The organism is Rheinheimera soli, assembly GCF_021290985.1.
Lineage (GTDB): Bacteria > Pseudomonadota > Gammaproteobacteria > Enterobacterales > Alteromonadaceae > Pararheinheimera > Pararheinheimera soli.
In genome coordinates, this window is the sequence record NZ_JAJOYU010000021.1 from 15,389 (window position 1) to 38,573 (window position 23,185).

Here is a 23,185-nt window from a genome sequence, read left to right on the forward strand (position 1 = left end):
TTAACTAGGGGTAACCCTGGTTTTGGCGCGCTATATTCTGAGTGAAGCAGAGAGTAGTGTTCAATAAAATATAAATAGATCCATGAAGATACCTGTTGTGCGACAGTTTTTGTGTTTTGTTTCTGTATTAATTAAGGTGCTGCACGATTTTTTTGGGCATTCATGGCGGTCAGAAAAAAATTCTACTGTAAAAACAGCGGAAAAATAATCATCAATTCGTTTAGTTCTTAACAAAGCTTAAGTTTTCTTTAAGCTTAGTCCCGCACACTGCCTGCTAAATCGATATGCAGGAGTGTGCTTATGTTGTCTTCTTATCAGTTCGGTCAGTCAGTCGCTGTGAGTTTGCCTGTGCCGGATGTCAAACCACTGTTGCAGTTGGTGAAAGCATCAGATCTGCAGCGTGCTTCTATTGAGCAGTTTATCGCTTCAGGTTTTGCCAAAGCCTATCAGGCCGATGTGCATAGTTTTATGCCAAATTTGTTAGGCGTAAACAGAGCAGGTGAATGGCAGGCTGTGCTTGGACTTCGTGGTGCTGCAACAGGTGCTGCTCATACAGATTTATTTATAGAACACTACTTACCATCTCCTGTAGAGCAGTTACTTGCTACTCATGGCATGAAGGCTGAGCGCACTCAACTGATTGAAATTGGCCACTTATATGCCATCAACAGACAAAGCTTATTACAGCTGTTTGTATTGACGGCTTATGCGCTGGACCAACTGAATTACCGTTATTTGTTATGTGCTGCAACCACTCAAGTACGCGGTATTTTAAGCCGCCATGGCATTGAGCTGACGGAACTTGGCGAAGCAAAAGCTGAAGCTTTAGGTGAAGAAGCTACCAGTTGGGGCAGCTACTACGACACCAATCCCAAAGTCTGTGTGATGGATTTAGCTGCCGTGACCAGCCTTATTCACCGCGATGAAAAATTAACAGCGCTGGCGCATCAACACTGGCCGCAGTTGCATCAGTTAGTGGCTCGTTTACCTGAAGGAGACTGCTGATGCGTATTGAATTACCAACCACGGCGGTACTACGCGATCTAGCAACAGGTTTGGTTTACTCACAAGCTCAAATCAAAAAGCAAATGGCGGTATGGCAGGAATTGTTGCTGGGCTACGGCGCACAGCGTATTGCGCTGGTAGCCAATAGTTCAGCCCAGTGGGCTTTGTTGGATTTAGCTTGTCTGGAAGCAGATTTACTTTTGGTACCGCTGCCTACTTATTTATCTGAAAGCCAGCTCGCGCATGTCATGAGTCAACTGGAACCTGATTTTTACATTTCAGACAAAGAACAACAGGCGGCAGAGTTTACCTTGTTGGAACAAGTGGGCGATTTATTGCTGTATCGGCGCGAGTTACAAAGCTCTGGCGCTGTGATTCCTGCCACTTGTCAGAAGATTACTTTTACTTCGGGCTCTACAGGGCAACCAAAAGGCGTCTGCTTATCGGCGCAAAGTCAGCTTGATGTAGCGCACAGTCTGCTGGAACGCATCAACCAAAACGCCCCCAAGCATTTGTGTTTATTGCCTTTAAGCACCTTACTGGAAAACATAGCTAGTATTTATGCGCCTTTATTAGCAGGTGGCGAAGTGCTGATAGCCCCAGACTCTTTGCGTGGTTTTAGCGGTAGTCAACTGAGTAATCCACAAGCTTTGCTGGCGCTAATCAGCAGCACAGCACCAAAAAGCCTGATTTTAGTGCCTGAACTGCTGCAACTCTTAGTGATGGCGCGCGCTCAAGGCTGGCAAGCGCCAGAAACGCTTGAGTTTATTGCCGTAGGTGGTGCCCATGTATCCGCCGCTTTATTGCAACAGGCGGCCCGTCTTGGCTTACCTGTGTATCAGGGCTATGGCCTGAGCGAATGTGCTTCAGTTGTGGCTTTATCCAGTGTCGATGCTCGTCAAAGTACGGCTGCAGAACTGGAATTAGTGGGCCTGCCTTTAGCCCATCGTAATATCGAAATTATCGATGGCGAAATTGTAGTGAAACAGCCATTTCTGGGTTATTTGGGCGATGCGGCGTCGCTAAGCGACAAAGTCTTTACCGGCGATTTAGGCGAACTGGATAAACAAGGCCGGTTACGTATTCTGGGCCGTCGTAAAAACTTACTGATCTCAAGCCTGGGACGCAATATCTCCCCTGAGTGGCCGGAGGCGCTATTAACTCAAAGCGGTTTAATCCGTCAGGCGGTGCTGTTGGGGGATGCTCAGCCTTATTGTGCCGCCTTGTTGTACCTGGCGGATCTCAATGCGGCAGCACAGCTGCCGGCTTATCTAGCTCAGGTTAACCAGCAGTTACCGGATTATGCCCAAATCAAAGCCTATCAGCTGTTAACTCACCCTTTGTCTGTGGCCGACGGCACTTTAACAGCCAATGGCCGGCCACGCCGCGCTGAAGTAGTTAAAAAATACCAAAGCGAAATCAACGATTTATTTGTTTCTAATGATCTAACAGGAGAATCCTATGAGTTTTTATCAAGCGCTGGTTAATGCCACCGAACAAGAGCGTGCTTATTTACTGGATGCTCCGATGATCCGCCGTACTTTCGCTGGCGACTTTACCTTGGATCACTACGTGGCTTTTTTAACTCAAGCCTATCACCACGTCAAAAATACAGTACCGCTGTTGATGTCGGTGGGGGCCTTGTTACCTGAATCCAAAGAATGGTTACGTGAAGCTGTAGCCGAATACATTGAAGAAGAGTTAGGCCATCAGGAATGGGTATTAAACGACATCGCAGCTTGTGGTTATGACAAAGAGCAGGCCCGGGCCAGCACTCCGGCTTTTGCCACTGAGCTGATGGTGTCTTATGCCTATGATTCGGTGCGTCGTGTGAATCCTTTATGCTTTTTTGGCATGGTGCTGGTGCTGGAAGGCACGTCCATCGCTTTAGCAGAGCAAGCGGCCAGCAAAATAGCCGGTACTTTGCAGTTACCACGTAAAGCCTTTAGTTACCTGAACTCTCATGGGGCTTTGGATCAGGACCATATCAAGTTCTTTGAAAGTCTGATGGATAAAATCACAGAGCCAGCCGATCAGGCGCTGATTATTCATAGTGCAAAACGCTTTTTCCACTTATACGGCGATGTATTTCGTAGTCTGGAACAACCTCATGGCCTGACTAAAAAAGTAATAGTAGATGAGGCGATCGCATGAGCGGGTTAGCAGGCAAAACTGTGCTGCTGACCGGCGCGACGGGTGGCATAGGTGCTGAAGTCGCCAGGCAGTTGAGCGGCGAGGGCGCACGGTTGATTTTAACCGGTCGCTCTGTTGAAAAACTACGAGCGCTGCAAAACCAGTTAGCGGCAGAAACTTTGCTGTATTGCTGTGATTTAACCAATACAGCAGAGCAGCAAGGTTTACTGCATTTTTGTCAGCTGCAGGGTGGCATTGATGTGCTGATTAACAACGCGGGGATCAGTCAGTTTGGTTTGTGTCAGCAGCAGGACTTTAGCGACTTGGTCAGTATTAATTTGCTAGTGCCTATGCAGCTATGCCAGCTTTTCTTGCCTATGTTGCGTCAACACAAGGGCCAAATCGTCAACGTGGGCTCTGCTTTTGGCAGCATTGGTTATCCGGGCTTTACCGGTTACTGCGCGACCAAGTTTGGTTTACGAGGTTTTACTGAAGCCTTGCAGCGTGAACTGGCCGATAGTGGTATTCAGGTGAAGTATTTTGCGCCACGAGCGACAGAGACCGCTATTAACTCCAGCGATGTAGTGCAGTTAAATCAACAGCTTGGTAACAGTATGGATAGCCCGAACTGGGTCGCCGAGCAGTTGATTAAACAGCTAAAGTCAAATGAGCTTCGCCGTTTTCTTGGTTGGCCTGAACGGATTTTTGTTCGCTTGAACGGGGTGTTCCCGGCACTGGTGGATATGGGGTTAAAAAGTAAATTAACACTGATTGAATTATTTGCAGTGGGCAAAAACCACTAACGAGGTAGATATGAATAACGTATTGAATAAATTAGTTTTAATTCCAGCTTTGTTTTTAGTTCAAGTGGCACAGGCCGATGTACTGCAGGATATTAAACCTTTGCAGGACCGCTGGGCTGAAGTGAATTACGCTATGAGTGAAGACCAGAAAGAAAAAGCCTTTCCAGAGCTGGTCAACCAAGCCAATGCAGTGGTTGCGGCCAATCCGGATAAAGCTGAAGCCTTGATTTGGCGTGGCATTATTAAATCCAGTTATGCTGGGGTAAAAGGTGGTTTAGGCGCTATGTCGCTGGCTGAAGAGTCCAAAGCCGACCTTGAGGCTGCGCTTAAAATCGACAGTCAGGCCTTACAAGGTTCGGCTTACACTAGTTTAGGTGTGCTGTACTACAAAGTGCCAGGCTGGCCTATTGGTTTTGGTAGCGACAAAAATGCAAAAAAGATGCTGGAAAAAGCCCTGACTATTAATCCTCAAGGTATTGATCCTAATTATTTTTATGCTGAATTTTTAACTGAAGAGCGCGACTATAAAGCAGCCATGAGTTACATTGAAAAGGCAAAACAGGCTGCACCTCGTCCTGACCGCCCAACAGCCGATCAAGGCAGGTTGCAGGACATCGCTGCACTGGAAGCCAAAGTAGCGAAAAAGCTAAAACGTTAATCTATAAAACCTGTAGGGGCGGGACTTGCCCCTGCCCGTATCAAATTTCAATCAGATGCTGTTTAGGGGTTATCCCAGTTCATATTCAGGTTCGAATACAGGGGCATGTATGAGACTATTGCTGGTCGAAGACGACCTAGATTTAGCTAAAGGCTTGGTGCTGGCATTGTCCAGTCAGGGCTTTGTGGTCAATCACGTAAGTTTGGGTCAGCATGCGTTAAGCAGCATCAAAGCAAAAGACTGCGATGCTGTGATCCTCGATTTAGGTCTGCCTGATATGGACGGTCTGGATATACTCAAACAAAGCCGCCAAAGAGAAGGTCATTTACCTGTGCTGGTGCTGACTGCCCGCGATGGGGTGGATGACAGGATCCGTGGTCTGGATTTAGGCGCTGACGATTATTTGGTCAAACCTTTTGCTATGGCTGAACTGTTCGCGCGTTTGCGGGTGATAGAGCGGCGGCTTGGCACAGCAGCTACGCATTTAATTAAATTACAACAGGTTGAACTTGATACCAGCGCGCATTTAGTGCGGGTCGAAGGTGAATCTGTTGGCTTGTCACGCCGCGAATATATGCTGCTGAAAGAATTAATGGAGTCGGCTGGGCGGATAAAAACCCGCGAGCAGCTTGAAGCCAGTTTGTACGCCTGGGGTGAAGAAGTGGCCAGCAACGCGCTGGAAGTGCATATCTCCAATTTGCGTAAAAAGCTGCCGAAAGACTTCATTAAAACCCTGCGAGGCGTCGGTTACAGTGTGAGTGTGAATTCGGCATGAGCCTAACTATATGAGATCCTTGCGCCGCTACTTAGTCACAGTGCTGATCGCGCTTTTTACGCTAATAAGCTTTGTTGCAGCTTTGCAAAGCTATAAACAAAGCGCCAGCAGGGCTGAAGCTTTATTTGATCAGGACTTACAGATCCTGGCGTCCAGTTTGTCGCAGCAGTATCAGGCCGGTTCACAGCAAGAGCTGGGGCTGGCGCTGCAAGTTTGGCAAAAAGGTAAGTTGGTGTATCGTAGTGCTTTGGCACCACAAACAAGCATGTCGGACGCTGAAGGTTTTAGTGAGCATAATTTTGCCGGTAAAAGATGGCGTGTGTTTCGTCAGACGCCTACCGATCTGTTGACTGTGATAGTGGCACAACCCTTGACACAGCGGCAGCAACTGGCGGATGAAGTGATCACAGCCTCTATTTATCCGGTTGTGCTGAGTTTGCCCCTGCAAGCCTTATTGATATGGCTGGTGGTGAGTAAAGCTTTGTCGCCTATCAAACGTTTTTCTGCCCAGCTGTCGTCTAAAAAAGCCAATGATTTAAGCCCTGTCGAGTTGGACCAGGTACCGGCAGAGCTGGATCAGATGCTGAAAACCACCAATCAGTTATTTGCCCGTTTAGCCGATGCGTTTGAGCGGGAAAAACGTTTTGCCTCTGATGTAGCCCACGAGCTGCGTACCCCATTAAGCGTATTGCAAGTGAATTTGCACAATGCATCGCAGCAGTGGCAGCGCTCTGGTATTAGCGACCCTGAAGGTTCTATGTTGGCCTTGCAGGCTGGTGTAGAGCGCATGAGTACTCTGATCGAACAAATTATGCTACTCAATCGCACCAACCCCGAGCATTTTCAGGCCCGCACTGAGCAACTGGATTTAGCGGGGTTATGCCGCCAGGTGGTGGCCGACTGGTATCCACAAATTGAGAAAAAGCAGCAACAAATTGAACTGTTGGGTCTTGAGCATTTGTCACTAAAAGGGGACGCTTTTGCGCTGCGTTTGTTAGTCAGCAATCTGGTGGGTAATGCCAGTAAATACACTCAAGTTGGCGGTTCTATCCAGCTGGAGCTGTCTAACGAGCAAGATAAAGCCATGCTGGTGGTGCAGGATAATGGCCCTGGTATAGCGCCCGAAGAGTACAACAGAGTGTTTGACCGCTTTTATCGGGTGGGTGGTGATAGGCATCAATCCGGCACTATAGGTTCAGGTTTGGGCTTGGCTATAGTAAGAGATATAGTGGTTTTGCATCAGGGCAGCATCAGTCTTGGCGCCTCTGATTTTAGCAGCGGATTAAAAGTGACAGTGGAGCTGCCGCTTTGAAAAACAAAAAGTTGAAAAACAAAGAGTTAACAAAAAGCAGTAAAAAGGCATTGCCCGTTGCAGCATTGTTATTGCTGACTCTGCCTGTTGTAGCGGAGCAAAAGGTATTTGAGCTGCAGATTAAAGATCATCTGTTTCAACCCTCTGTGCTGTACGTACCCGCTGGTGAAAAAGTGAAGCTGCTGGTGCTGAATCAGGACCCGTCGCCTGAAGAGTTTGAAAGCTTTAGCTTAAACCGCGAAAAAGTGATTTTAGGCAAAGGCAAAGCCACCTTATTTGTTGGGCCTTTGCAGCCTGGCAAGTACCAGTTTTTTGGCGAATACAATCCAGACAGCGCACAAGGTGTGTTAATAGCCCTGCCTGAAGATGAATGGCTACGGCATAAGGCGAATCATGCTTATTAATACGGTGCTGATGTTTTTACGCGAGTTGTTACCGCTTTGTTTGCTGCTTGCGACTTTGCTGGTGTGGCACAGAAGTGTCTGGCGTAGTTTTGCTTTGTATTTTGCCTTGCCCTCAGTGCTGATGCTTAGCCTTATTAGCCTTAGGATGGTATGGATCTCTGAGCAACTCGATGGTCTTGGGCTGGAGCTTTTATACAGCTTCTTGTACCTGAGTTGTTTTGTGTTGCTTTGTTTGTCGGCCCTGAAAGCTCAGTGGGCGATGTTGAGTTCAGCGCTTGCCGCGGCTTGTCTGTTTAGTATTAGTGGAAGTAACTTATTGTTATACATCTGGTTGCCAACACAGGCCGAAAACACACCGGCCGATCTGGTGTTAGGTTCAGCCTTAGGAGCAGGCATAGGGGCCAGCATAGCCGTGCTTTGGTATTACCTGCTTAGTGAGCTGAAACAGTGGCGTATCCAGAGTTTTGCTTTGCTATTGTCCTTGACCGGCGCTCGTCAGGTGATGATGGCATCAGCCTTATTACTCCAGTCTGATTGGCTCCCCGCAGGGCCACAGCTTTGGCAAACTGAACAGCTACTGTCGGAGCAATCCGAATTAGGTTTTTTTTTACAGGCGCTGATGGGTTATGAAGCCACACCTAGCCTGTCGCAGCTGCTGTTGTATTTACTGTGTTTTGGTTTGTTGTTCTGGTGTTGCAGCTTTATGGAGAAAAAAAGATGAAGCTTTACAGCAAAAAAGCGGTGGTGAAAGCTTTGTGTTTTGTTTGTCTGTGCAGTAGCGCTTCGGCTTTGGCGGATGGGCGAGTGGTCGATAAGGTGTATCACCCTTATGTGCAACCGCTGGAGCGTGAATTTGAATACCGCTACTTTTACCAGCGTCAGGCCGATCATCCAGACAACAATAGCATGGGGCAAAAACTAGGTTACGGTTTTTCTGTGACTGAACGTGCAGCATTGGAAATTTACGTCATCGCAGATCGCATCAGCCCTGAAGATTACAAATTAACAGGCTACGAGCTTGAACTGCGCTGGATGCTGACAGAGCAGGGCCAATACAGCGCTGACTGGGGTATGTTGTTTGAACTGGAGCGGCAAAATAATCAGGACAACTACGAATTCACCACTGGTCTTTTAATGGAAAAAGAATTCGGCCCAACCAGCCTGACCTTAAATGCTTTGGCTGTCTACGAATGGGGGCAGACACTGGACGCCGAATGGGAAAGCGAGTTCCGCGCTCAGTACCGTTACCGCTGGTTACCCGCAGTACAACCAGCCATTGAATTATATGCCGGTGAAAATTACAAAGGCGCAGGCCCAAGCTTAATGGGTGTGCATAAGTTTGATAAACAAAAGCAGCTGAAATGGGAGCTGGCGGTGATAGTCGCCATAGACAACGCCACAGTAGACCGCACTTTACGTTTTGCGCTGGAGTATGAGTTTTAGAGGGCGCTGCATTTTTTTGCTGCGATAAGGGCAAAGTACGTGCAGGCCGTCTCAAGTCGTGTTGGTCAAAATACCAGGTTGGAATGACGAGAAAAGTTCTACGTTGAGCTTATTGTTTACCAGATGCCCCTTAAGCCTCCCTTAAGTATCTACTTTTATGCTGGCCTCAATTAAAAACTGAGGCCTGTTTATGTCTGCTGTAACCGTCGGAAAATCGTCTTTCCTTTCCAATTTGTTTTGCTTAGGCCCTTATCGTTACTTGATCCGCACTGCTGTGTTGGCGCTGGTACTGTTGAGTCTGAGCAGGCTGGCTTTGGTGTTATGGCAATACGACAGAGTTGTGCAGACTGATGTACTGATGCAGTTGTTTGTGCAGGGCCTGCGGGCCGATATTATCGTGATTTGTTTACTCTTAGTTGTACCAGTGCTGCTTATTCCACTGGCGTCAGTGCGTGGATTAGGCAAGCTCTGGTTTCAGTTCAGTTATCTGTGGGGCCTTAGTGCTTTGATGCTGCTGGTATTTATGGAACTGGCATCACCTGCTTTTATTTTGCAATACGATGTACGACCGAACCGGCTTTTTGTTGAGTACTTGAAGTACCCAAAAGAAGTGTTGTCCACTTTATGGTTTGGTTTTCGCTTGCCTTTAGTTTTAGGTGTTATTGCGACTTTGGTCTTAACTTGGTTAATGCGGCGGATCTTTCGCTCTGGCAAATGCAGTTTGATTAGCTGGTCTATGGGTAAAACTATTGGGCTTTGGTGTCTGGCGCTGGTACTGCTTTTTGCTGGTATTCGTTCTACCACAGATCATAGGCCCGCCAATCCGGCATTATTTGCTATTACCTCCGACGCTATGGTTAATTCTTTAGTGTTAAGTTCAGCCTATTCAGTGCTTTATGCTTTGTATAATCTGAAGCATGAAGCGCATTCCAGTCAAATGTATGGCAAATTGCCAAACGAACAAATGCTGAAGCAAAATCTGGACTGGCCTTGGCTTAAAACCTATCAGTTTACTAATCCCGATTACCCCACAGCGCATTGGCAACAGGCGGTGATAAAGCGCGAGAAACCACTGAATTTGGTAATAGTGTTGCAGGAAAGTCTGGGTGCTACTTTTGTGAAGTCTTTAGGTGGTTTAGCGGTCACGCCTGAGCTTGAAAAGTTAAAACAGCAGGGCATCTGGTTTGAAAATTTGTATGCCACAGGCACCCGTTCAGTGCGTGGTATTGAAGCTGTAGTGGCTGGTTTTCCGCCGACGCCAGCCCAAAGTACGGTGAAGTTATCCAATAGCCAGCAACATTTCACTACCCTTGCTTCTATTCTGAAATCTGCGGGTTATCACACCCAGTTTGTGTATGGTGGTGAAGCGCATTTTGACAATATGCGCAGTTTTTTTACCGGTAATGGTGTGGATCAGATTGTGGATCAAAGCCAGATGCAAAACCCTGTGTTTACGAGTAGTTGGGGCGTTAGTGATGAGGATCTATTTACTACTGCGCACCACCAATTAACGGCTTTGCATCAGCAAGATAAGCCATTTTTTAGTCTGATTTTTACCTCCAGCAATCATGAGCCTTTCGAGTTCCCGGATGGGCGCATTGATTTACATGAAGAGCCAACAGCTAGCGTCAATAACGCGGTGAAATATGCAGACTGGGCTATGGGGCAGTTTTTCGAAAAGGCCAAACAAAGCGACTACTGGCAGGATACCTTGTTTTTAATAGTAGCCGATCATGACAACAGAGTGTTTGGTGATAGCTTGATCCCGGTCGAAAAGTTTCATATTCCGGGGCTGATTTTAGGTGCTGATACAAAGCCAGAACTGCTGAAAACCCTCGCCAGTCAGATTGATTTAGCGCCCACCTTATTATCTATGATGGGTATATCCAGTTGTCACACCATGACAGGCCGTGATTTTACGCTGGATAACACCAGCCCAGGCCGCGCTTTATTGCAGTTTGAAAACTACTTTGCCTTGATGCTGCAAGGGCCACAACAGCAAGAACTAGTGATCCTCAAACCTGATGGTAAAAGTGTCGCTGGGATTTATCAGTCAGAGCAGCAAAATCTTCAGTTAAGCAAGCAGCCTGTGTCGCTTGCAGATAAAAACCAAGCTTTGGCTTTAGTGCAGTTGCCTTCGTATTTATATCGTGAGCAGAAGAATTCAAGTGAGGCGAGTTGTATATAAAGATAATTGTAGAGTGATGCATTGCCGCTGCGCGTCGAATGCATCCTAGGTTTTTACAGCTGAAGGCTATAGGTGTAGGGTGGACTCGCCGCAGGCAGTCCGCCATAAGTTAGAGCAAGCATATTGCATTTTGCCTGTGCCGGAGTACTCTGCTCTACAACTTGTATAGCTCAGGAAACAGCATGAAGCGCAAATTATTTATCAACTTAGCCGCTACTGATTTAAAAGCCTCCACCGACTTTTTTCTGCAGCTGGGGTTTGGTTTTCATCCTCAGTTTAGTGACGATAGCGCCAGTTGTATTGTGCTGAGTGATGACTTGTATCTGATGCTGTTGACCAAAGAGAAGTTTGTTTCATTCAGCCCGAATCCTGTAATCAACAGCCACCAGCAGACGCAGGTGCTGAACTGCTTAAGTTGCCACAGCAAAGCTGAAGTAGATGAACTGGTGCAAAAGGCGGTAAAAGCAGGTGGTAAAACCTATAACCAGCCCCAAGATCATGGCTTTATGTATGCTCATGGCTTTCAGGATTTAGATGGCCATGTCTGGGAACTGGTGTATATGGAAATGCTGCAGGCCTGAGAGTGAAACTCCAGTAGTCAGCGGCATTTCAGCTGTTATAATGCCTCGGTATTTTATATGTCCAAACTGACACCTTTGCTGTCGGTGCATTTAGATAAGGATTTGAATTTTATGGCGGACGTTGAACATCGCCCAACTAACTTTATTCGTCAGATCATCGATGCCGATCTGGCTTCAGGCAAACACAATACGACTGTGACCCGTTTCCCGCCAGAGCCTAATGGTTATCTGCACATTGGTCATGCGAAGTCTATTTGCCTGAACTTTGGTATTGCTGAAGATTATCAGGGGCAGTGTAATTTACGTTTTGACGACACCAACCCTGAAAAAGAAGACATCGACTTTGTCAATTCTATTCAGCAGGACGTGAAGTGGTTAGGCTTTAACTGGTCTGGCAATGTACGTTATTCGTCAGATTATTTTGATACGCTGTATGGCTATGCCGTTGAACTGATTAACAAAGGTTTGGCTTATGTTTGTTTTTTAAATGCAGAACAAATGCGTGAATACCGTGGCAATTTAACTCAGCCTGGTAAAAACAGCCCAACCCGTGATACCTCACCTGAAGAAAACCTGGCCTTGTTTGAAAAAATGCGAGCCGGTGGTTTTAAAGAAGGCGAGTGTTCGCTGCGCGCTAAAGTTGATATGAGCTCAGCTTTTATGTGTATGCGGGATCCGGTGATTTACCGTGTCAAGTTTGCCCATCACCATCAAACCGGTGACAAGTGGTGCATTTACCCAATGTACGACTTCACGCACTGTATTTCTGATGCGCTGGAAGGCATTACGCATTCGTTATGTACGTTGGAGTTCCAGGATAACCGCCGTTTATACGACTGGATTTTAGACAACATCACAATTGCTTGTCATCCGCAGCAAATCGAATTCTCCCGTCTGAATCTTGAGTATCAGGTGATGAGTAAACGTAAGCTGCACAATCTGGTGGAAGGTGGCCATGTAGCTGGTTGGGATGACCCGCGTATGCCTACTATTGCAGGTTTGCGTCGCCGTGGTTTTACGCCAGCGTCACTGCGTGAATTCGCAAAACGTATTGGTGTCACCAAACAAGACAATATGATTGAAATCAGTGCGTTGGACTCTTGTATCCGTGAAGACCTGGATGCCAATGCACCACGGGCTATGGCCGTGATTGATCCGTTAAAAGTCACTATCAGCAACTACAACGCCGCCGATGTGGAATGGTTAGAGGTTCATAACCATCCAAAAGAAGAAAGCATGGGCAGCCGTAAAGTGCCGTTTGGCCGTACTTTGTATATAGATAAAGCGGACTTCCGTGAAGAAGCCAACAAAAAGTACAAACGTATGGTGACAGGTGGCGAAGTTCGCTTACGTGGCGCTTATGTCATTCGTGCTGACGAAGTGATTAAAAACGAAGCCGGCGATATTGTTGAACTGATTTGTTCTTACGATCCAGAGACCTTAGGTGTGAATCCAGCCGATGGCCGTAAAGTACGGGGTGTTATTCACTGGGTTGAAGCGTCGCAAGCCGTGCCTGCTGAATTCCGTATTTACGACAAGTTATTCACAGTACCAAATCCTGCTGCTGAAGAAGACTTTTTAGCTGTGATTAACCCGGCATCTTTGACTGTGAAAACAGGTTGGGTTGAGCCAAGCTTAAAAACTGCCGAAGCAGAAAAAGCCTTCCAGTTTGAGCGGGAAGGGTATTACTGTGCCGACAACAAAGATTCAACGCCGGATCATTTGGTGTTTAACCGCACTGTAGCGCTGCGCGATACCTTCTTCGAAGACTAAAAGTAAGTCAGAGCCTTGGTTCTGACTTATTTATCAGGCTTTGCTGCCCCGAATTAGGGAGGTGAAGCCTGATTTATGTTGCTTCATCGATCACTGGGGCAGAACCAATGGCTCTCCCCCTGTTTATCTTCTAGACTCTAAGCAATTCAATGATCAGGAAATACCTGATGTCCAGATTTTGCTGTTATCTGCTGCTTTGCTTGGTGCTTTGTCTAACCACATCTTTGGCTGCTGACACAGTGCGTTATCCTGCTATCGAAGATTCGACTGATCATCGTTCTGTGTATGCTATTGCTTTACTTGAGCTTGCTCTGAAAAAAGCAGGCAGCACAGCAAGGCTTCAAAGCACATCCAATAGAGTATCAAGAAGCCGCGCTTTGCATTTACTCGAAATAGGAGTTGAACTGGATGTGGTCTGGACCATGACCTCTGTTGAACGTGAAAAACGTTTTTTACCCATCCGGATCCCTATCTACAAAGGCCTTGGCAGTTACCGCTTGCTGCTTATTCGAGCTGAAGATCAGGCTAAATTCAGCGCTGTGAAAGATGAAGCCGCTTTAAAGCAGTTCATGATGGCGCAGGTGCATGATTGGGTTGATACGCAGGTGCTGCGCCATAATAAATTTAAAGTACTGGATGCGTCAGCTTACCAGATCTTGTTCCAGATGTTATTGCACCACAGAGTCGAGGCGGTGCCGCGCAGTGTGCTTGAAATATCGGCTGAGCAACAGCAATTTGCAGACCAGGGTTTAGCTATTGAAACCGATTGGGTATTGCATTATCCGGGCGCTGTGTACTTTTTTGTCTCCAATAAAAACCCTCAGTTAGCACAGCACATAGAAACAGGATTAAGGCTGGCATTAAAAGACGGTAGTTTTGATCTGTTGTTTCAAAAACATTTTGTCAGCCATCTTAAAAAAATGAAACTGTCTGAACGAAAGCTGGCAGAACTTGATAATCCCTTTCTTCCAGCCGAAACGCCTTTGGCAGAATCAGTGCTCTGGTACAAGCTGGATTAAAACCCTCAGAATAAAAGCAAAAGCCTGGGTTTTATCGCTTGTGTTTAAGATCCGATCTGCTTTAGATTCAATGCATTAAAGCCTTGTCCTCTGGAGTTGTTGTGGACGTTTTCTTTGCTGTGTTGTTTTTTGCCTTTTCCACTACCGTAACCCCAGGTCCGAACAACATCATGATGTTGTCCTCTGGCGTGAACTATGGTGTCAAAGCCAGCCTGCCGCATTTTTTCGGTATTTGTTTTGGTTTCCCTTTGATGGTGTTGCTGGTTGGTTTGGGTTTTGGTGTGGTATTTGACCGTTTCCCGCAGCTGCATCTGTGGATCAAAGTGATTGGGGTGTTATATCTGCTGTGGCTCGCCTGGAAAATTGGTTCCAGCACGCCAAGCAGCATTGAAGGCTCTGATGCTAAACCTTTTAGTTTTCTGCAAGCTGCCTTATTTCAGTGGGTGAATGGCAAAGCCTGGATCATGGCATCAGGTGCTGTGGCTGCTTTTACCACTGTGGCAGGAAATGCCTGGTGGGATGTCACTCAAATCACTGCTGCGTTTTTGCTGGTCAGTTTTCCTTGTGTGGGCGTCTGGTTAACCTGTGGTGCTTTACTGAGGTCTGTATTAAATCAGCCTTTGTATCAGCACATTTTTAACTGGGCCATGGCCTTGTTGTTGGTGGTGTCTGTGCTTCCGGTCTTGACTGAGCTTTATTCAGAGTGGATGAACTAAGATGCTGAGTATTAAAGATTTAAGTTTTAGTTATGGTAAGCAGCAGCTGTTTTCAAATGTACAGCTGCAGTTAGAACCCGGTTTACATTGGTTAAGTGGCGCCAATGGCAGCGGCAAATCCAGCTTATTGCGGGTTTTGGCTGGATTGGATAAAGCCCAGCAGGGCAGCATTGAGTTTAACCAACTTTTGGTAGGCAGTACTGCTTATCAGGCACTGGTAGGTATCAGTGCTGATGCAGTGGCACCTTTGCAGGACAATACAGTGTTGGGCCTATTGCAGTTGGTGGCTCGTTGTCGTGGTATTGCGATGCACCAGCTGATGCTTTATGCCGAAGCTTTAGCTCTTGAGCCTTTGTTGCAGCAACAAGTGGCTGTGTTGTCGTTAGGGCAGCAGAAAAAATTGAGTTTAACTTTGGCTTTAGCCGCAAAACCGCAGTTGTTGTTGCTGGATGAACCTTTTAACGCTTTGGACCCGAATTCTTTACGTTATTGCTGCACGCAATTGCAAAAGGCGAAAGAAGAGGGAGCTTTAGTGCTGATTGCCAGTCATTTATCCCCAGAAAGTTTTGCACTGGCAGTCGATCAACATCTGGAGTTAAAGGCCGGTGGGCACTTATCTTTTAGTTCGCTTTGAGTTGTTCTGGCAGCAGACTTGTAACGCCTTTGAGCCGCTGCAGAAGTTTTCCTTTTTATTGCTGCTGGTCGCAGGCCATGCATTGCTGGGGCTGTTGGCTCCTTTGGTGTTGCTGGGCTTCCAGTTGTTTAACCCGGAGCTGAGTACTACCGAACGCTGGCCTTATCTACAGATGTTATTAGTGATCCTATTCTGCTGGCAAGGTGGGGTCGCCTGGCAGCAAAAACCAATGGCCCAGCAGTATTTTGTCGAAAGTCTGGCACCTTCTGCTCGCGTTGCCTGGCTTAGCAATAAACTGATGGCGACCTTCAATCAGCTGCCCTTCTGGTTTTTAACCTTGCCGGCAGCTGTGTATCTGCTGCTCAGCGGTAAAAGTATGGCCTATGTTGACGCCATCCAACTACTGCTGGTGCTGGCGGTACTCTGTTTGGGCTTTAAAGCCCATCAGACCAGTTGGCTGGCGTTGCTGGCTGTCTTTGTATTGCCTGCCATCAGTTTTTGGAGTGTGCCTTTATTGGCTTTGATGCTGTTAGAGAAAACTCTGCAGCAGAAGCTACAGGGGCTGCAGTTATCGGCTGGTTCTTTGTTTCGTTATTGGCTGTATTGGTTTGTGCGGCAGCAACAAAACAAAGCTATGTTATTACTGATCATTTTTGTACAGGCTTTATGGTACTACTGGCTTGAACAACAACTGAAGCCTGAAGCTGTGTTATTTGTAAATTCGGCTTTTAGCTGGAGCCTGGCACTTTTATGTTATGCCCAGCAGAAGTTATGGCAACAGCATCTATTGGCGCAGCATTATTTCTGGCTCTCTCTGTGTACAAGAAAACAGTGGGTTCTGTTAAAACTGCTAAATGTTTTACCTGTCGGGCTAGCTCTTGGCCTGGGGCTGAGCTTATTTGACGCAGTTGCTGCTGTTAGTGCTATTGCTCTGGCTGTTGCTTTAAGTTTCTGGCCGAAGCTGCGTTTATTGTCGGTAGCGCTGTGTTGTTTTATGCTTTTATTGTTACTCAATGGACAAGGACTTTGGGCATGAAAAACTTACTGATATTACTTTTGTTGTGGGGGCCAATGGTGTTGGCGCAAAGCCTGTGGATTGATGTACGCACTGCAGAAGAATACAAAGCAGGGCATTTAGAAGGTGCAATAAACATTCCTTACGATGAACTTGAGCAAAAGATCACTGAAATCAGCGCGGATAAAACCGCAGATATTCAGTTGTATTGCCGCAGTGGCCGCCGCTCTGGTATTGCGCTGGAAACTTTAAGAAGTCTGGGGTACAGCAATGCAACTAACGCTGGGGCTTATGAGCAGTTGAAACTGAAACAACCTGCATCTAAAGAATAAGGCTGAGTTTAGCCGCGACTGTCCGGGGATTTCCCGTTAAGATACCGACCTATACAGAACACAAGGTTGTTGGGTGTGATGAAAAGCAGTATCGATGAAAAAATAGCGCTGGAACATCAGGCCGCCAAACTTTTTATGCGACTGTACCAGCACAAATTCGGCATCAAAATGCAGCATATCTGGCATAACGAGCCCGCTAAGCCTGATGTGTCCTGTTATCTGGAGCAACAACGGCTGGATCTGGAAATTGCCCATTTGTATGGCAGCGAAGCCGAAGCAATGAAAATACTAGGGCGGGAGCTTAAAGGCGGCACGCTTGAAGCTTTGCAGTCTCTAGAGCACTGGCCCGTCGCAGAGCGCCTATTGCAGGCGCTGAATAAACTCATTAGCAATAAAGCGCAAAAAAGTTATGACTCCGAAAAAGTCTGGCTGGTGATCCGCAATGCTCATCCGGATTGGCACGCACAAGAGCTGGAACAAACTCCGCATCTGTTACAAATTCCGCTAAAGCATCCGTTTGAACAGATTTGGCTGGTGGCGGATATGACGGGGCAGGCCGGACTCGTGCCTTTGTACCCAGTTACCTTAGCATCTAGCTTGAAAGAGAAGGGCGTATGAAACTGCTTAACAAAGCACAGCAGTTAGCGCAAAGGCTGTATATCTGGCGTTTTGGCCTGGTATTTCTGGGTTTTTATGCGCTTGGTTTTGGGGTTTATTATCTGCTGCAAGGCCCGTCTGTGGTCTATGAAGTCGCCTTATTATTATCTGTGGTGTTATTAGGCTGGGTGTTATTGGCCTGGCTGGCGTTACTGTTATTTCGCCATTTGCCTGATTGGCAAACACCACAAAGCTGGTGGCAAAAGTTAAAACAAGGTGCGCATAAATTATGGTACCAGGCCTTGCTTTGGAGTTGCCTGCTGCTTAGTATCGCCACCTTGTATTTGATGGCCAAAGCGCTGAAAGCTTTGGTCAGCCAACTGATCTGATAGCTAAAAGGTAACGCATGCGCTGCGATTTGTTTTGTTCTGTAGTAGATAACTTTGGTGATATCGGCATTTGCTGGCGTTTAGCCCGGCAACTGCAAAATGAACATCAATGGCAGGTCACCTTGTGGGTTGACGATTTAGCCAGCTTTCAGAAAATTTGCCACAGCGTAAACCCAAGTCTTGCCAGTCAGTTGCAACATAATGTACTGGTGCGACATTGGACTGCTGTATTGCCAGAGCTTACAGCAGCTGACAGACCTGATTTGGTGATTGAAGCTTTAGCCTGCACTATTCCGCCTTCTTATTTACAGTGGATGGCCGCTTTTACTGACAAACCTTTGTGGCTAAATCTGGAATACTTGTCGGCTGAAGACTGGGTGCATGGCTGTCATGCCTTGCCATCACCTCATCCACAATTACCTCTGCAAAAGTATTTCTTTTTCCCGGGTTTTACGGAGCAAACTGGTGGCTTATTAAGAGAGCAGGGGCTGGTTGATTCTTTGATGAAATTATCTGATTCAACAGAGCTACAACAGCAGTTTTGGCAACAAATTGGTCTGTTAGATGCGATGGATTATCAGCAAAAAATCTCCTTGTTTGCTTATAGTCAGGCTGGAATTCAACCCTGGCTGGAGCAGCTGGCTGGTGCGACAGAAAAAACCTTACTGTTGGTGCCACAAGGGCAACTGGCGACAGATTTAACCCAACTTTTCTCCGAACTAAAAGCAGGCCGTTTTGACCATAAGTCGTTAAGTATCCGCATTTTAGAATTTATGCCGCAGCCTAAGTATGACCAGCTATTGGCCTGCTGTGATATCAATTTTGTCCGGGGGGAAGACTCTGTGATCAGAGCTCATTGGGCGGGCAAGCCTTTTATCTGGCAAATTTACCGACAGGAAGAGCAGGCGCATTTAATCAAACTGCAGGCCTTTTTAGACAAGTATTTGCAGCATGCAACGGATGAACAAAAAGCTTGTCTAGAGAAACTGCATATGGCCTGGAATCTGGAGCAGGGTATCAGTGCAGAATTCGCAATATTGAGTAATTTTAGTGAACAAATTCAATCGCATAACAAAAAGTGGCAGGAATATTTAATTCAGCAGCAAGATCTTGCCAGCAACCTCGTGCGTTTTGCTGAAAATAAACTTATAATGTCGCGCAATTTTTCCTAACAAGAAGATATTTCAATTATGATGAAGACTGCTCAAGAAGTACGCGCTGGCCAGGTGATCATGGTCAACAACGAGCCAATGGTTGTTCAGAAAGCTGAATTCAACAAATCTGGCCGTAATGCTGCTGTTGTAAAAATGAAAATGAAAGGTCTGTTAACTGGTGGCGGTCTTGAGACTGTTTACCGTGCTGACGACAAGTTTGAACAAGTCATGTTAGACACTAAAGAAGTGACTTATTCATACTACGCAGACCCAATGTATGTATTTATGGATGCTGAGTACAACCAGTACGAAATCGAAGCAGACAACATGACTGACGCGCTGAAATATCTGGTTCCGGATATGCAGTGTTCAGTCGTATTCTACGGCGAGCGCGCTATCTCTGTTGACTTACCTCCATTCGTTGTACGTGAAGTGGTTTACTCTGAACCAGCTGCCCGTGGCGACACTTCAGGTAAAGTCATGAAGCCAGCTAAGCTGGACACAGGTTTCGAGTTAATGGTTCCTGCTTTCGTTGAAATCGGCGACAAGATTGAAATCGATACCCGTACTGACGAATACCGCAGCCGCGCTAAGTAATTAGCCCGTTGCCGGCCAAGGGGTCAGAGCCATTGAGATGCGAATAGCGGATCAATGACTCTGACCCCTTTGTTTTTGTGCCGTTATTTTTCTGACCCACTTCTTTTTTAAGGAATTCTGATGAGCATTATTTCAACCCGCATTGATGGCCTTGAACTGCGTTTAGCGACAGAAGCTGATGTACCCGCTATTTTAAGTTTTATTGAGCAACTGGCCGACTATGAAAAATTGTCAGAGCAGGTGGTAGCGACTGAGCAAAAACTGCGGGACACTTTATTTGCTGACAAAGCCTATGCCGAAGTAGTGCTGGCGAATTATCAGGGCAAAGATGTAGGTTTTGCATTGTTTTTCCATAACTACTCGACCTTTTTAGCCAAGCCTGGAATTTATCTGGAAGACTTATTTGTTGAGCCTGCTTGCCGTGGTGTGGGCGTCGGTAAAGCCTTGATCACTTATCTGGCGAAGCTGGCGGTAGAGCGTGATTGTGGCCGTCTGGAATGGTCTGTTTTGGACTGGAATCAGCCCGCTATCGATTTCTATCAGTCGTTAGGTGCTGTGATGCTGCACGACTGGCGCATTAACAGGGTGACTGGTGCTACTTTAACGCAGATGGCAGGGCTTTTCCCGGCTTGAATTAAAGCTGATGATCCGGATAAAGCAGATAAGGCTGGCGTTGTTGCCTGAACTTGATTAACTCACTCTGCCAGCTTTGGCGAATTTGCGTTTCTGTCCAGCCTTGTTCTATCTGTTGCCTGAGCTTACTGGTGCCAGAGAGTTTGTCCATAAAGTCCGGCGAATTAAACAGCTTCAGGTTATGTTTAGCAAAAAGTCTCTGAGCCTGAATTAAGTAACTTAAATCCAGACCTCCTGCTTTTACTTCACGTAAATCCAGCCCCAAAACCAGCTGGTTTTTCAGTGGTGGATTAAGTGCAGCACCAGCTTTTGATACAGGGCTAAAGGCAAAACTACCTAAAGGTGGATTGGTGTGCCCCAGCACCTGAAACGGAAAGTCAGTACCCCGGCCGATACTTAAAGGTGTGGCTTCAAAAAATCCTAAAGACGGATACAAAGCCACGGCCTGAGCATTCGGCAGATTCGGACTTGGCCGCACTGGCAATTCATAAGGCATATGCCGCTGATAGTTTTTTATTGGCAACACATAGAGCTTTAATTGTTCAGCCTTATGAATCCAGCTTTCGCCTTTGATCATCAAAGCCAGCTCGCCCAGCGTCATACCATGCAAAAGTGGGATAGGGTGCAAGCCAACAAAAGACTGGTAGTTTTTTTCAAGCACTGGGCCGTCGACATAAGTGCCATTCGGGTTGGGCCTGTCGAGCACTAAGAGCGGAATATTCTGCTCTGCTGCAGCTTCCATCACATAATGCAAAGTGGATAAATAGGTGTAGTAGCGCACGCCCACATCCTGCAAATCAAAGATCAGCAGCTCTATATCCTGCAGTGCTTCAGCCGTAGGTTTTTTGCTTTTGCCATATAACGACAGCACTGCGACACCAGTGTCTGGATCTATGCTGTTATCCACTTTTGCACCAGCATCTGCTGTGCCACGAAAACCATGTTCGGGTGAGAAGATCTTGTTTACCTGAAGGCCTTGCTGTAATAACAGCTCAAGCAGATGAGTATCGCCCACAAGCGAGCTTTGGTTTACCACCAGGCCTATGCGTTTAGAGGACAGCTCAACAGGGGATGAGCCGGGCGCTATAGCCAACCTGCTAGCACCAGTTTGTAGTTCTTCGTGTTGAGCAAAACTGGTCGTCGCGAAACAGATCATCAACAAAATGAAAGCACGCATCAGGCTGGCACTCCATTGAGTTCTGTTCGTGCCACAACGTCACTGTTTTTCCCCAACTGACAAATGCCAAAAGAGCAGGCAAAACCTATACAAAGCTGCCAGCTAAAGGCTAAATCAAACTGCCAGTAGGCAGGTAAATAATAAGTTTGAATATAAGGTTGCATCAGCAAGGTGATGACAAAACCAGCTATTAAAGCGGCCAATACGGATGCAGGGCTACCTCGCTGACTAAAGAGCGCACTGGCATAAACCCCAAGTAAACCACTGTAGCTAAATACCATCACCCCTAAAGCAAAGGTTAGTAATGGCATATCGCTGCTTTGTTGCCAGTAAAAACACAGCATCGCCATCAGCGACAAGGCAGTAGCACAGAGCAACATAGACCAGCGCGCTGCGGCAAGATAATGCTGTTCTGGTTTCTCTGAGCGCTGTTGCTGCCAGGGTTTGTATAAATCCTGAATAATCACAGAAGCCATAGAATTTAAACCCGATGTTAGAGTAGATACGGCTGCGGCTATTACACCTACAGTCACTAATCCGCGTAAGCCAGCAGGCATTTCATGCAAAACGTAATACATAAATACAGTGATATTTTCGCCACTGAACTGACTGCTTTGCATCGTAGCGCCAGAACCAGCCATCAGATCAGGTCTTTGGTAAAAGATATGCAGTAAAAAACCAATCACTATAAACACTAACGTGACAGGCACCACTAAAATCACAGACCAGATGATAGCTAAAGACCCCTGGCGGGCATTTTTACAGGTTAAAGCACGTTGGGTCAGATCCTGATCCAAACCAAAAGAGGCGATGTAAAGCAAAAACAAGCCGGTGACACTGGAGTAGAGCGTAAAAGCACTGGCCGAACTGAAATCCCAGCTGGTGTCGATCAGCAGCAGTTTACTGGCAGCGTTTTCAGGCGGATGTTCTAAGGCCTGCCAGACCGTTGCAAAGTCGGCCGGAATCGACTGCCATAAATACAGCATCACCAACACTGCGGCGCCAACATAAACAAAGCACTGAAAAGCATCGCCATAAATCACTGATTTAATGCCACCAAAAATCGAATACAGCAGCGCAACCAGACAAAGCAGGGCGATAGACCAGATCACATGAAGCAAGGCTATATCGGTAAATAAGATCATCGACACCGCTATAGCCGCCATATAAAGCCTGGCACCATTGGCGAAAATCCGGCCAAATAAATACATGAAGCCTGCTTGTTTTTTCGCTTTGCTGCCAAAACGTAATTCAAGCAGTTCGTAGACAGTGCTGACTTTGTAACGGTAAAACCGCGGAATTAAGAAGTAGCCGACAAAAAAAGCCGCCATCAAAGCGCCTATAGTGCTGGCAAGGTAGGTCAGATTGCTGCGGTAGCCAATATCAGGGCCACCTAAAAACGTAGCGGCAGATTGCGCTGTCGCCAATACAGAAATGGCTGCCAGCCAGGTGGGCATGCTATTACTGCCGATAAAATATTCCTGACTGTTGTTCGCACCACTGCGGTTAATCCACCAGCCGGTCAGGGCCAACAGCACAAAGTAAACTACAAACATCAGCCAGTCTAAAGGTGAAAAAATGGACGTCATTGTTCCTCTGCTGGCTCTGTTGGCCAGTTCATTTAGTTAAGCTGTCATTGAAGCTTATTCAAAATCGCTTGGCAAGCGCTGAATTCAGCGGAAACTATTGTTTAAATTCTGCTCTTTTTTACAGAATTCGCTTTTTGTTTCAGCTCTGATTCTGGCATACTAGTCATGCTTTTGTAATCGGTTACATTGTTAATGTGAACTTGACAGATGGTGAACAGACGAACATCCGTTGCTGTTTGCCCTTGCGTTCTGACAGAG

The 23,185-nt window shown here is 46.7% G+C and carries 25 protein-coding genes; 23 read left to right on the forward strand and 2 right to left on the reverse strand.

Annotation, left to right across the window (positions count from 1 at the left end):
* Positions 1-300 precede the first annotated feature (300 nt).
* The 23 genes from LSG37_RS14450 (at position 301) to LSG37_RS14560 (ending at position 20,161) form a co-directional block, all read left to right on the forward strand.
* Positions 301-1,005 carry a thermostable hemolysin gene (locus tag LSG37_RS14450; RefSeq protein ID WP_233080556.1) on the forward strand — a complete coding sequence of 235 codons (705 nt, stop codon included), beginning with the start codon at positions 301-303 and terminating at the stop codon, positions 1,003-1,005.
* Entirely contained in the window at positions 1,005-2,492 is a 1,488-nt protein-coding gene (locus tag LSG37_RS14455; protein WP_233080557.1) for an AMP-binding protein, read from the forward strand. Before LSG37_RS14450 ends, LSG37_RS14455 begins: the two co-directional genes overlap by 1 nt.
* Entirely contained in the window at positions 2,467-3,159 is a 693-nt protein-coding gene (locus tag LSG37_RS14460) for an iron-containing redox enzyme family protein (RefSeq protein WP_233080558.1), read from the forward strand. Before LSG37_RS14455 ends, LSG37_RS14460 begins: the two co-directional genes overlap by 26 nt.
* Positions 3,156-3,941, forward strand: coding sequence for an SDR family oxidoreductase (locus LSG37_RS14465; RefSeq protein ID WP_233080559.1), 786 nt, complete (start codon positions 3,156-3,158; stop codon positions 3,939-3,941). The genes LSG37_RS14460 and LSG37_RS14465 overlap by 4 nt, the downstream gene beginning before the upstream one ends.
* 10 nt (positions 3,942-3,951) lie before the next feature.
* Positions 3,952-4,599, forward strand: coding sequence for a tetratricopeptide repeat protein (locus tag LSG37_RS14470; RefSeq protein WP_233080560.1), 648 nt, complete (start codon positions 3,952-3,954; stop codon positions 4,597-4,599).
* A gap of 109 nt (positions 4,600-4,708) precedes the next feature.
* Positions 4,709-5,374: a response regulator gene (locus LSG37_RS14475; RefSeq protein WP_233080561.1), complete on the forward strand. Its 666-nt coding sequence runs from the start codon at positions 4,709-4,711 to the stop codon at positions 5,372-5,374.
* A 10-nt stretch (positions 5,375-5,384) separates the two neighbouring features.
* Positions 5,385-6,686, forward strand: coding sequence for an ATP-binding protein (locus tag LSG37_RS14480; protein WP_233080562.1), 1,302 nt, complete (start codon positions 5,385-5,387; stop codon positions 6,684-6,686).
* Positions 6,683-7,090, forward strand: coding sequence for a cupredoxin domain-containing protein (locus tag LSG37_RS14485; RefSeq protein WP_233080563.1), 408 nt, complete (start codon positions 6,683-6,685; stop codon positions 7,088-7,090). The genes LSG37_RS14480 and LSG37_RS14485 overlap by 4 nt, the downstream gene beginning before the upstream one ends.
* Positions 7,080-7,811, forward strand: coding sequence for a hypothetical protein (locus LSG37_RS14490; protein WP_233080564.1), 732 nt, complete (start codon positions 7,080-7,082; stop codon positions 7,809-7,811). The genes LSG37_RS14485 and LSG37_RS14490 overlap by 11 nt, the downstream gene beginning before the upstream one ends.
* On the forward strand, positions 7,808-8,533 hold the full coding sequence (locus LSG37_RS14495; protein WP_233080565.1) for a hypothetical protein: 726 nt from the start codon (positions 7,808-7,810) through the stop codon (positions 8,531-8,533). Before LSG37_RS14490 ends, LSG37_RS14495 begins: the two co-directional genes overlap by 4 nt.
* Positions 8,534-8,723: 190 nt before the next feature.
* On the forward strand, positions 8,724-10,721 hold the full coding sequence (locus LSG37_RS14500; RefSeq protein ID WP_233080566.1) for an LTA synthase family protein: 1,998 nt from the start codon (positions 8,724-8,726) through the stop codon (positions 10,719-10,721).
* Between the two features lie 182 nt (positions 10,722-10,903).
* Positions 10,904-11,302 (forward strand): VOC family protein, encoded by a 399-nt coding sequence (locus LSG37_RS14505; RefSeq protein WP_233080567.1) that lies wholly within the window; start codon positions 10,904-10,906, stop codon positions 11,300-11,302.
* Positions 11,303-11,413: 111 nt separating this feature from the next.
* Positions 11,414-13,075: a glutamine--tRNA ligase gene (gene glnS, locus LSG37_RS14510; protein WP_233080613.1), complete on the forward strand. Its 1,662-nt coding sequence runs from the start codon at positions 11,414-11,416 to the stop codon at positions 13,073-13,075.
* A 167-nt stretch (positions 13,076-13,242) separates the two neighbouring features.
* Positions 13,243-14,094, forward strand: a complete 852-nt coding sequence (locus tag LSG37_RS14515) for a transporter substrate-binding domain-containing protein (protein WP_233080568.1) — start codon at positions 13,243-13,245, stop codon at positions 14,092-14,094.
* 101 nt (positions 14,095-14,195) lie between these two features.
* A complete protein-coding gene (locus tag LSG37_RS14520) occupies positions 14,196-14,810 on the forward strand; it encodes a LysE family translocator (RefSeq protein ID WP_233080569.1) in 615 nt (204 codons plus the stop codon).
* Position 14,811: 1 nt separating this feature from the next.
* Positions 14,812-15,444 (forward strand): ABC transporter ATP-binding protein, encoded by a 633-nt coding sequence (locus LSG37_RS14525; protein WP_233080570.1) that lies wholly within the window; start codon positions 14,812-14,814, stop codon positions 15,442-15,444.
* A complete protein-coding gene (locus LSG37_RS14530; RefSeq protein ID WP_233080571.1) occupies positions 15,416-16,480 on the forward strand; it encodes a hypothetical protein in 1,065 nt (354 codons plus the stop codon). The genes LSG37_RS14525 and LSG37_RS14530 overlap by 29 nt, the downstream gene beginning before the upstream one ends.
* Entirely contained in the window at positions 16,477-16,791 is a 315-nt protein-coding gene (locus LSG37_RS14535) for a rhodanese-like domain-containing protein (protein WP_233080572.1), read from the forward strand. Before LSG37_RS14530 ends, LSG37_RS14535 begins: the two co-directional genes overlap by 4 nt.
* Positions 16,792-16,869: 78 nt before the next feature.
* Positions 16,870-17,409 (forward strand): hypothetical protein, encoded by a 540-nt coding sequence (locus LSG37_RS14540; protein ID WP_233080614.1) that lies wholly within the window; start codon positions 16,870-16,872, stop codon positions 17,407-17,409.
* Entirely contained in the window at positions 17,406-17,777 is a 372-nt protein-coding gene (locus LSG37_RS14545) for a hypothetical protein (RefSeq protein WP_233080573.1), read from the forward strand. The genes LSG37_RS14540 and LSG37_RS14545 overlap by 4 nt, the downstream gene beginning before the upstream one ends.
* Before the next feature lie 17 nt (positions 17,778-17,794).
* The gene (gene earP / locus LSG37_RS14550) at positions 17,795-18,949 is read left to right on the forward strand and encodes an elongation factor P maturation arginine rhamnosyltransferase EarP (RefSeq protein WP_233080574.1); all 1,155 of its coding nucleotides are present in this window, start codon (positions 17,795-17,797) and stop codon (positions 18,947-18,949) included.
* An 18-nt stretch (positions 18,950-18,967) separates the two neighbouring features.
* Positions 18,968-19,528 carry an elongation factor P gene (gene efp, locus LSG37_RS14555; RefSeq protein ID WP_008899474.1) on the forward strand — a complete coding sequence of 187 codons (561 nt, stop codon included), beginning with the start codon at positions 18,968-18,970 and terminating at the stop codon, positions 19,526-19,528.
* A gap of 120 nt (positions 19,529-19,648) precedes the next feature.
* The gene (locus LSG37_RS14560; RefSeq protein ID WP_233080575.1) at positions 19,649-20,161 is read left to right on the forward strand and encodes a GNAT family N-acetyltransferase; all 513 of its coding nucleotides are present in this window, start codon (positions 19,649-19,651) and stop codon (positions 20,159-20,161) included.
* Position 20,162: 1 nt separating this feature from the next.
* On the opposite strand, the gene LSG37_RS14565 is transcribed toward LSG37_RS14560, so the two are convergent.
* Positions 20,163-21,338 carry an exo-beta-N-acetylmuramidase NamZ family protein gene (locus tag LSG37_RS14565; RefSeq protein ID WP_233080576.1) on the reverse strand — a complete coding sequence of 392 codons (1,176 nt, stop codon included), beginning with the start codon at positions 21,336-21,338 and terminating at the stop codon, positions 20,163-20,165.
* Complete coding sequence (locus LSG37_RS14570) at positions 21,338-22,927, reverse strand: sodium:solute symporter (protein WP_233080577.1); 1,590 nt, start codon at positions 22,925-22,927, stop codon at positions 21,338-21,340. Before LSG37_RS14570 ends, LSG37_RS14565 begins: the two co-directional genes overlap by 1 nt.
* Between the last annotated feature and the right edge of the window lie 258 nt (positions 22,928-23,185).

Bases quoted from the DNA above. Each gene is read 5' to 3' on its own strand.
- LSG37_RS14450 (WP_233080556.1), top strand. From the start codon at position 301: ATGTTGTCTTCTTATCAGTTCGGTCAGTCAGTCGCTGTGAGTTTGCCT.
- LSG37_RS14455 (WP_233080557.1), top strand. From the start codon at position 1,005: ATGCGTATTGAATTACCAACCACGGCGGTACTACGCGATCTAGCAACA.
- LSG37_RS14460 (WP_233080558.1), top strand. From the start codon at position 2,467: ATGAGTTTTTATCAAGCGCTGGTTAATGCCACCGAACAAGAGCGTGCT.
- LSG37_RS14465 (WP_233080559.1), top strand. From the start codon at position 3,156: ATGAGCGGGTTAGCAGGCAAAACTGTGCTGCTGACCGGCGCGACGGGT.
- LSG37_RS14470 (WP_233080560.1), top strand. From the start codon at position 3,952: ATGAATAACGTATTGAATAAATTAGTTTTAATTCCAGCTTTGTTTTTA.
- LSG37_RS14475 (WP_233080561.1), top strand. From the start codon at position 4,709: ATGAGACTATTGCTGGTCGAAGACGACCTAGATTTAGCTAAAGGCTTG.
- LSG37_RS14480 (WP_233080562.1), top strand. From the start codon at position 5,385: ATGAGATCCTTGCGCCGCTACTTAGTCACAGTGCTGATCGCGCTTTTT.
- LSG37_RS14490 (WP_233080564.1), top strand. From the start codon at position 7,080: ATGCTTATTAATACGGTGCTGATGTTTTTACGCGAGTTGTTACCGCTT.
- LSG37_RS14495 (WP_233080565.1), top strand. From the start codon at position 7,808: ATGAAGCTTTACAGCAAAAAAGCGGTGGTGAAAGCTTTGTGTTTTGTT.
- LSG37_RS14500 (WP_233080566.1), top strand. From the start codon at position 8,724: ATGTCTGCTGTAACCGTCGGAAAATCGTCTTTCCTTTCCAATTTGTTT.
- LSG37_RS14505 (WP_233080567.1), top strand. From the start codon at position 10,904: ATGAAGCGCAAATTATTTATCAACTTAGCCGCTACTGATTTAAAAGCC.
- glnS (WP_233080613.1), top strand. From the start codon at position 11,414: ATGGCGGACGTTGAACATCGCCCAACTAACTTTATTCGTCAGATCATC.
- LSG37_RS14515 (WP_233080568.1), top strand. From the start codon at position 13,243: ATGTCCAGATTTTGCTGTTATCTGCTGCTTTGCTTGGTGCTTTGTCTA.
- LSG37_RS14525 (WP_233080570.1), top strand. From the start codon at position 14,812: ATGCTGAGTATTAAAGATTTAAGTTTTAGTTATGGTAAGCAGCAGCTG.
- LSG37_RS14535 (WP_233080572.1), top strand. From the start codon at position 16,477: ATGAAAAACTTACTGATATTACTTTTGTTGTGGGGGCCAATGGTGTTG.
- LSG37_RS14540 (WP_233080614.1), top strand. From the start codon at position 16,870: ATGAAAAGCAGTATCGATGAAAAAATAGCGCTGGAACATCAGGCCGCC.
- LSG37_RS14545 (WP_233080573.1), top strand. From the start codon at position 17,406: ATGAAACTGCTTAACAAAGCACAGCAGTTAGCGCAAAGGCTGTATATC.
- earP (WP_233080574.1), top strand. From the start codon at position 17,795: ATGCGCTGCGATTTGTTTTGTTCTGTAGTAGATAACTTTGGTGATATC.
- efp (WP_008899474.1), top strand. From the start codon at position 18,968: ATGATGAAGACTGCTCAAGAAGTACGCGCTGGCCAGGTGATCATGGTC.
- LSG37_RS14560 (WP_233080575.1), top strand. From the start codon at position 19,649: ATGAGCATTATTTCAACCCGCATTGATGGCCTTGAACTGCGTTTAGCG.
- LSG37_RS14565 (WP_233080576.1), bottom strand. From the start codon at position 21,338: ATGCGTGCTTTCATTTTGTTGATGATCTGTTTCGCGACGACCAGTTTT.
- LSG37_RS14570 (WP_233080577.1), bottom strand. From the start codon at position 22,927: ATGACGTCCATTTTTTCACCTTTAGACTGGCTGATGTTTGTAGTTTAC.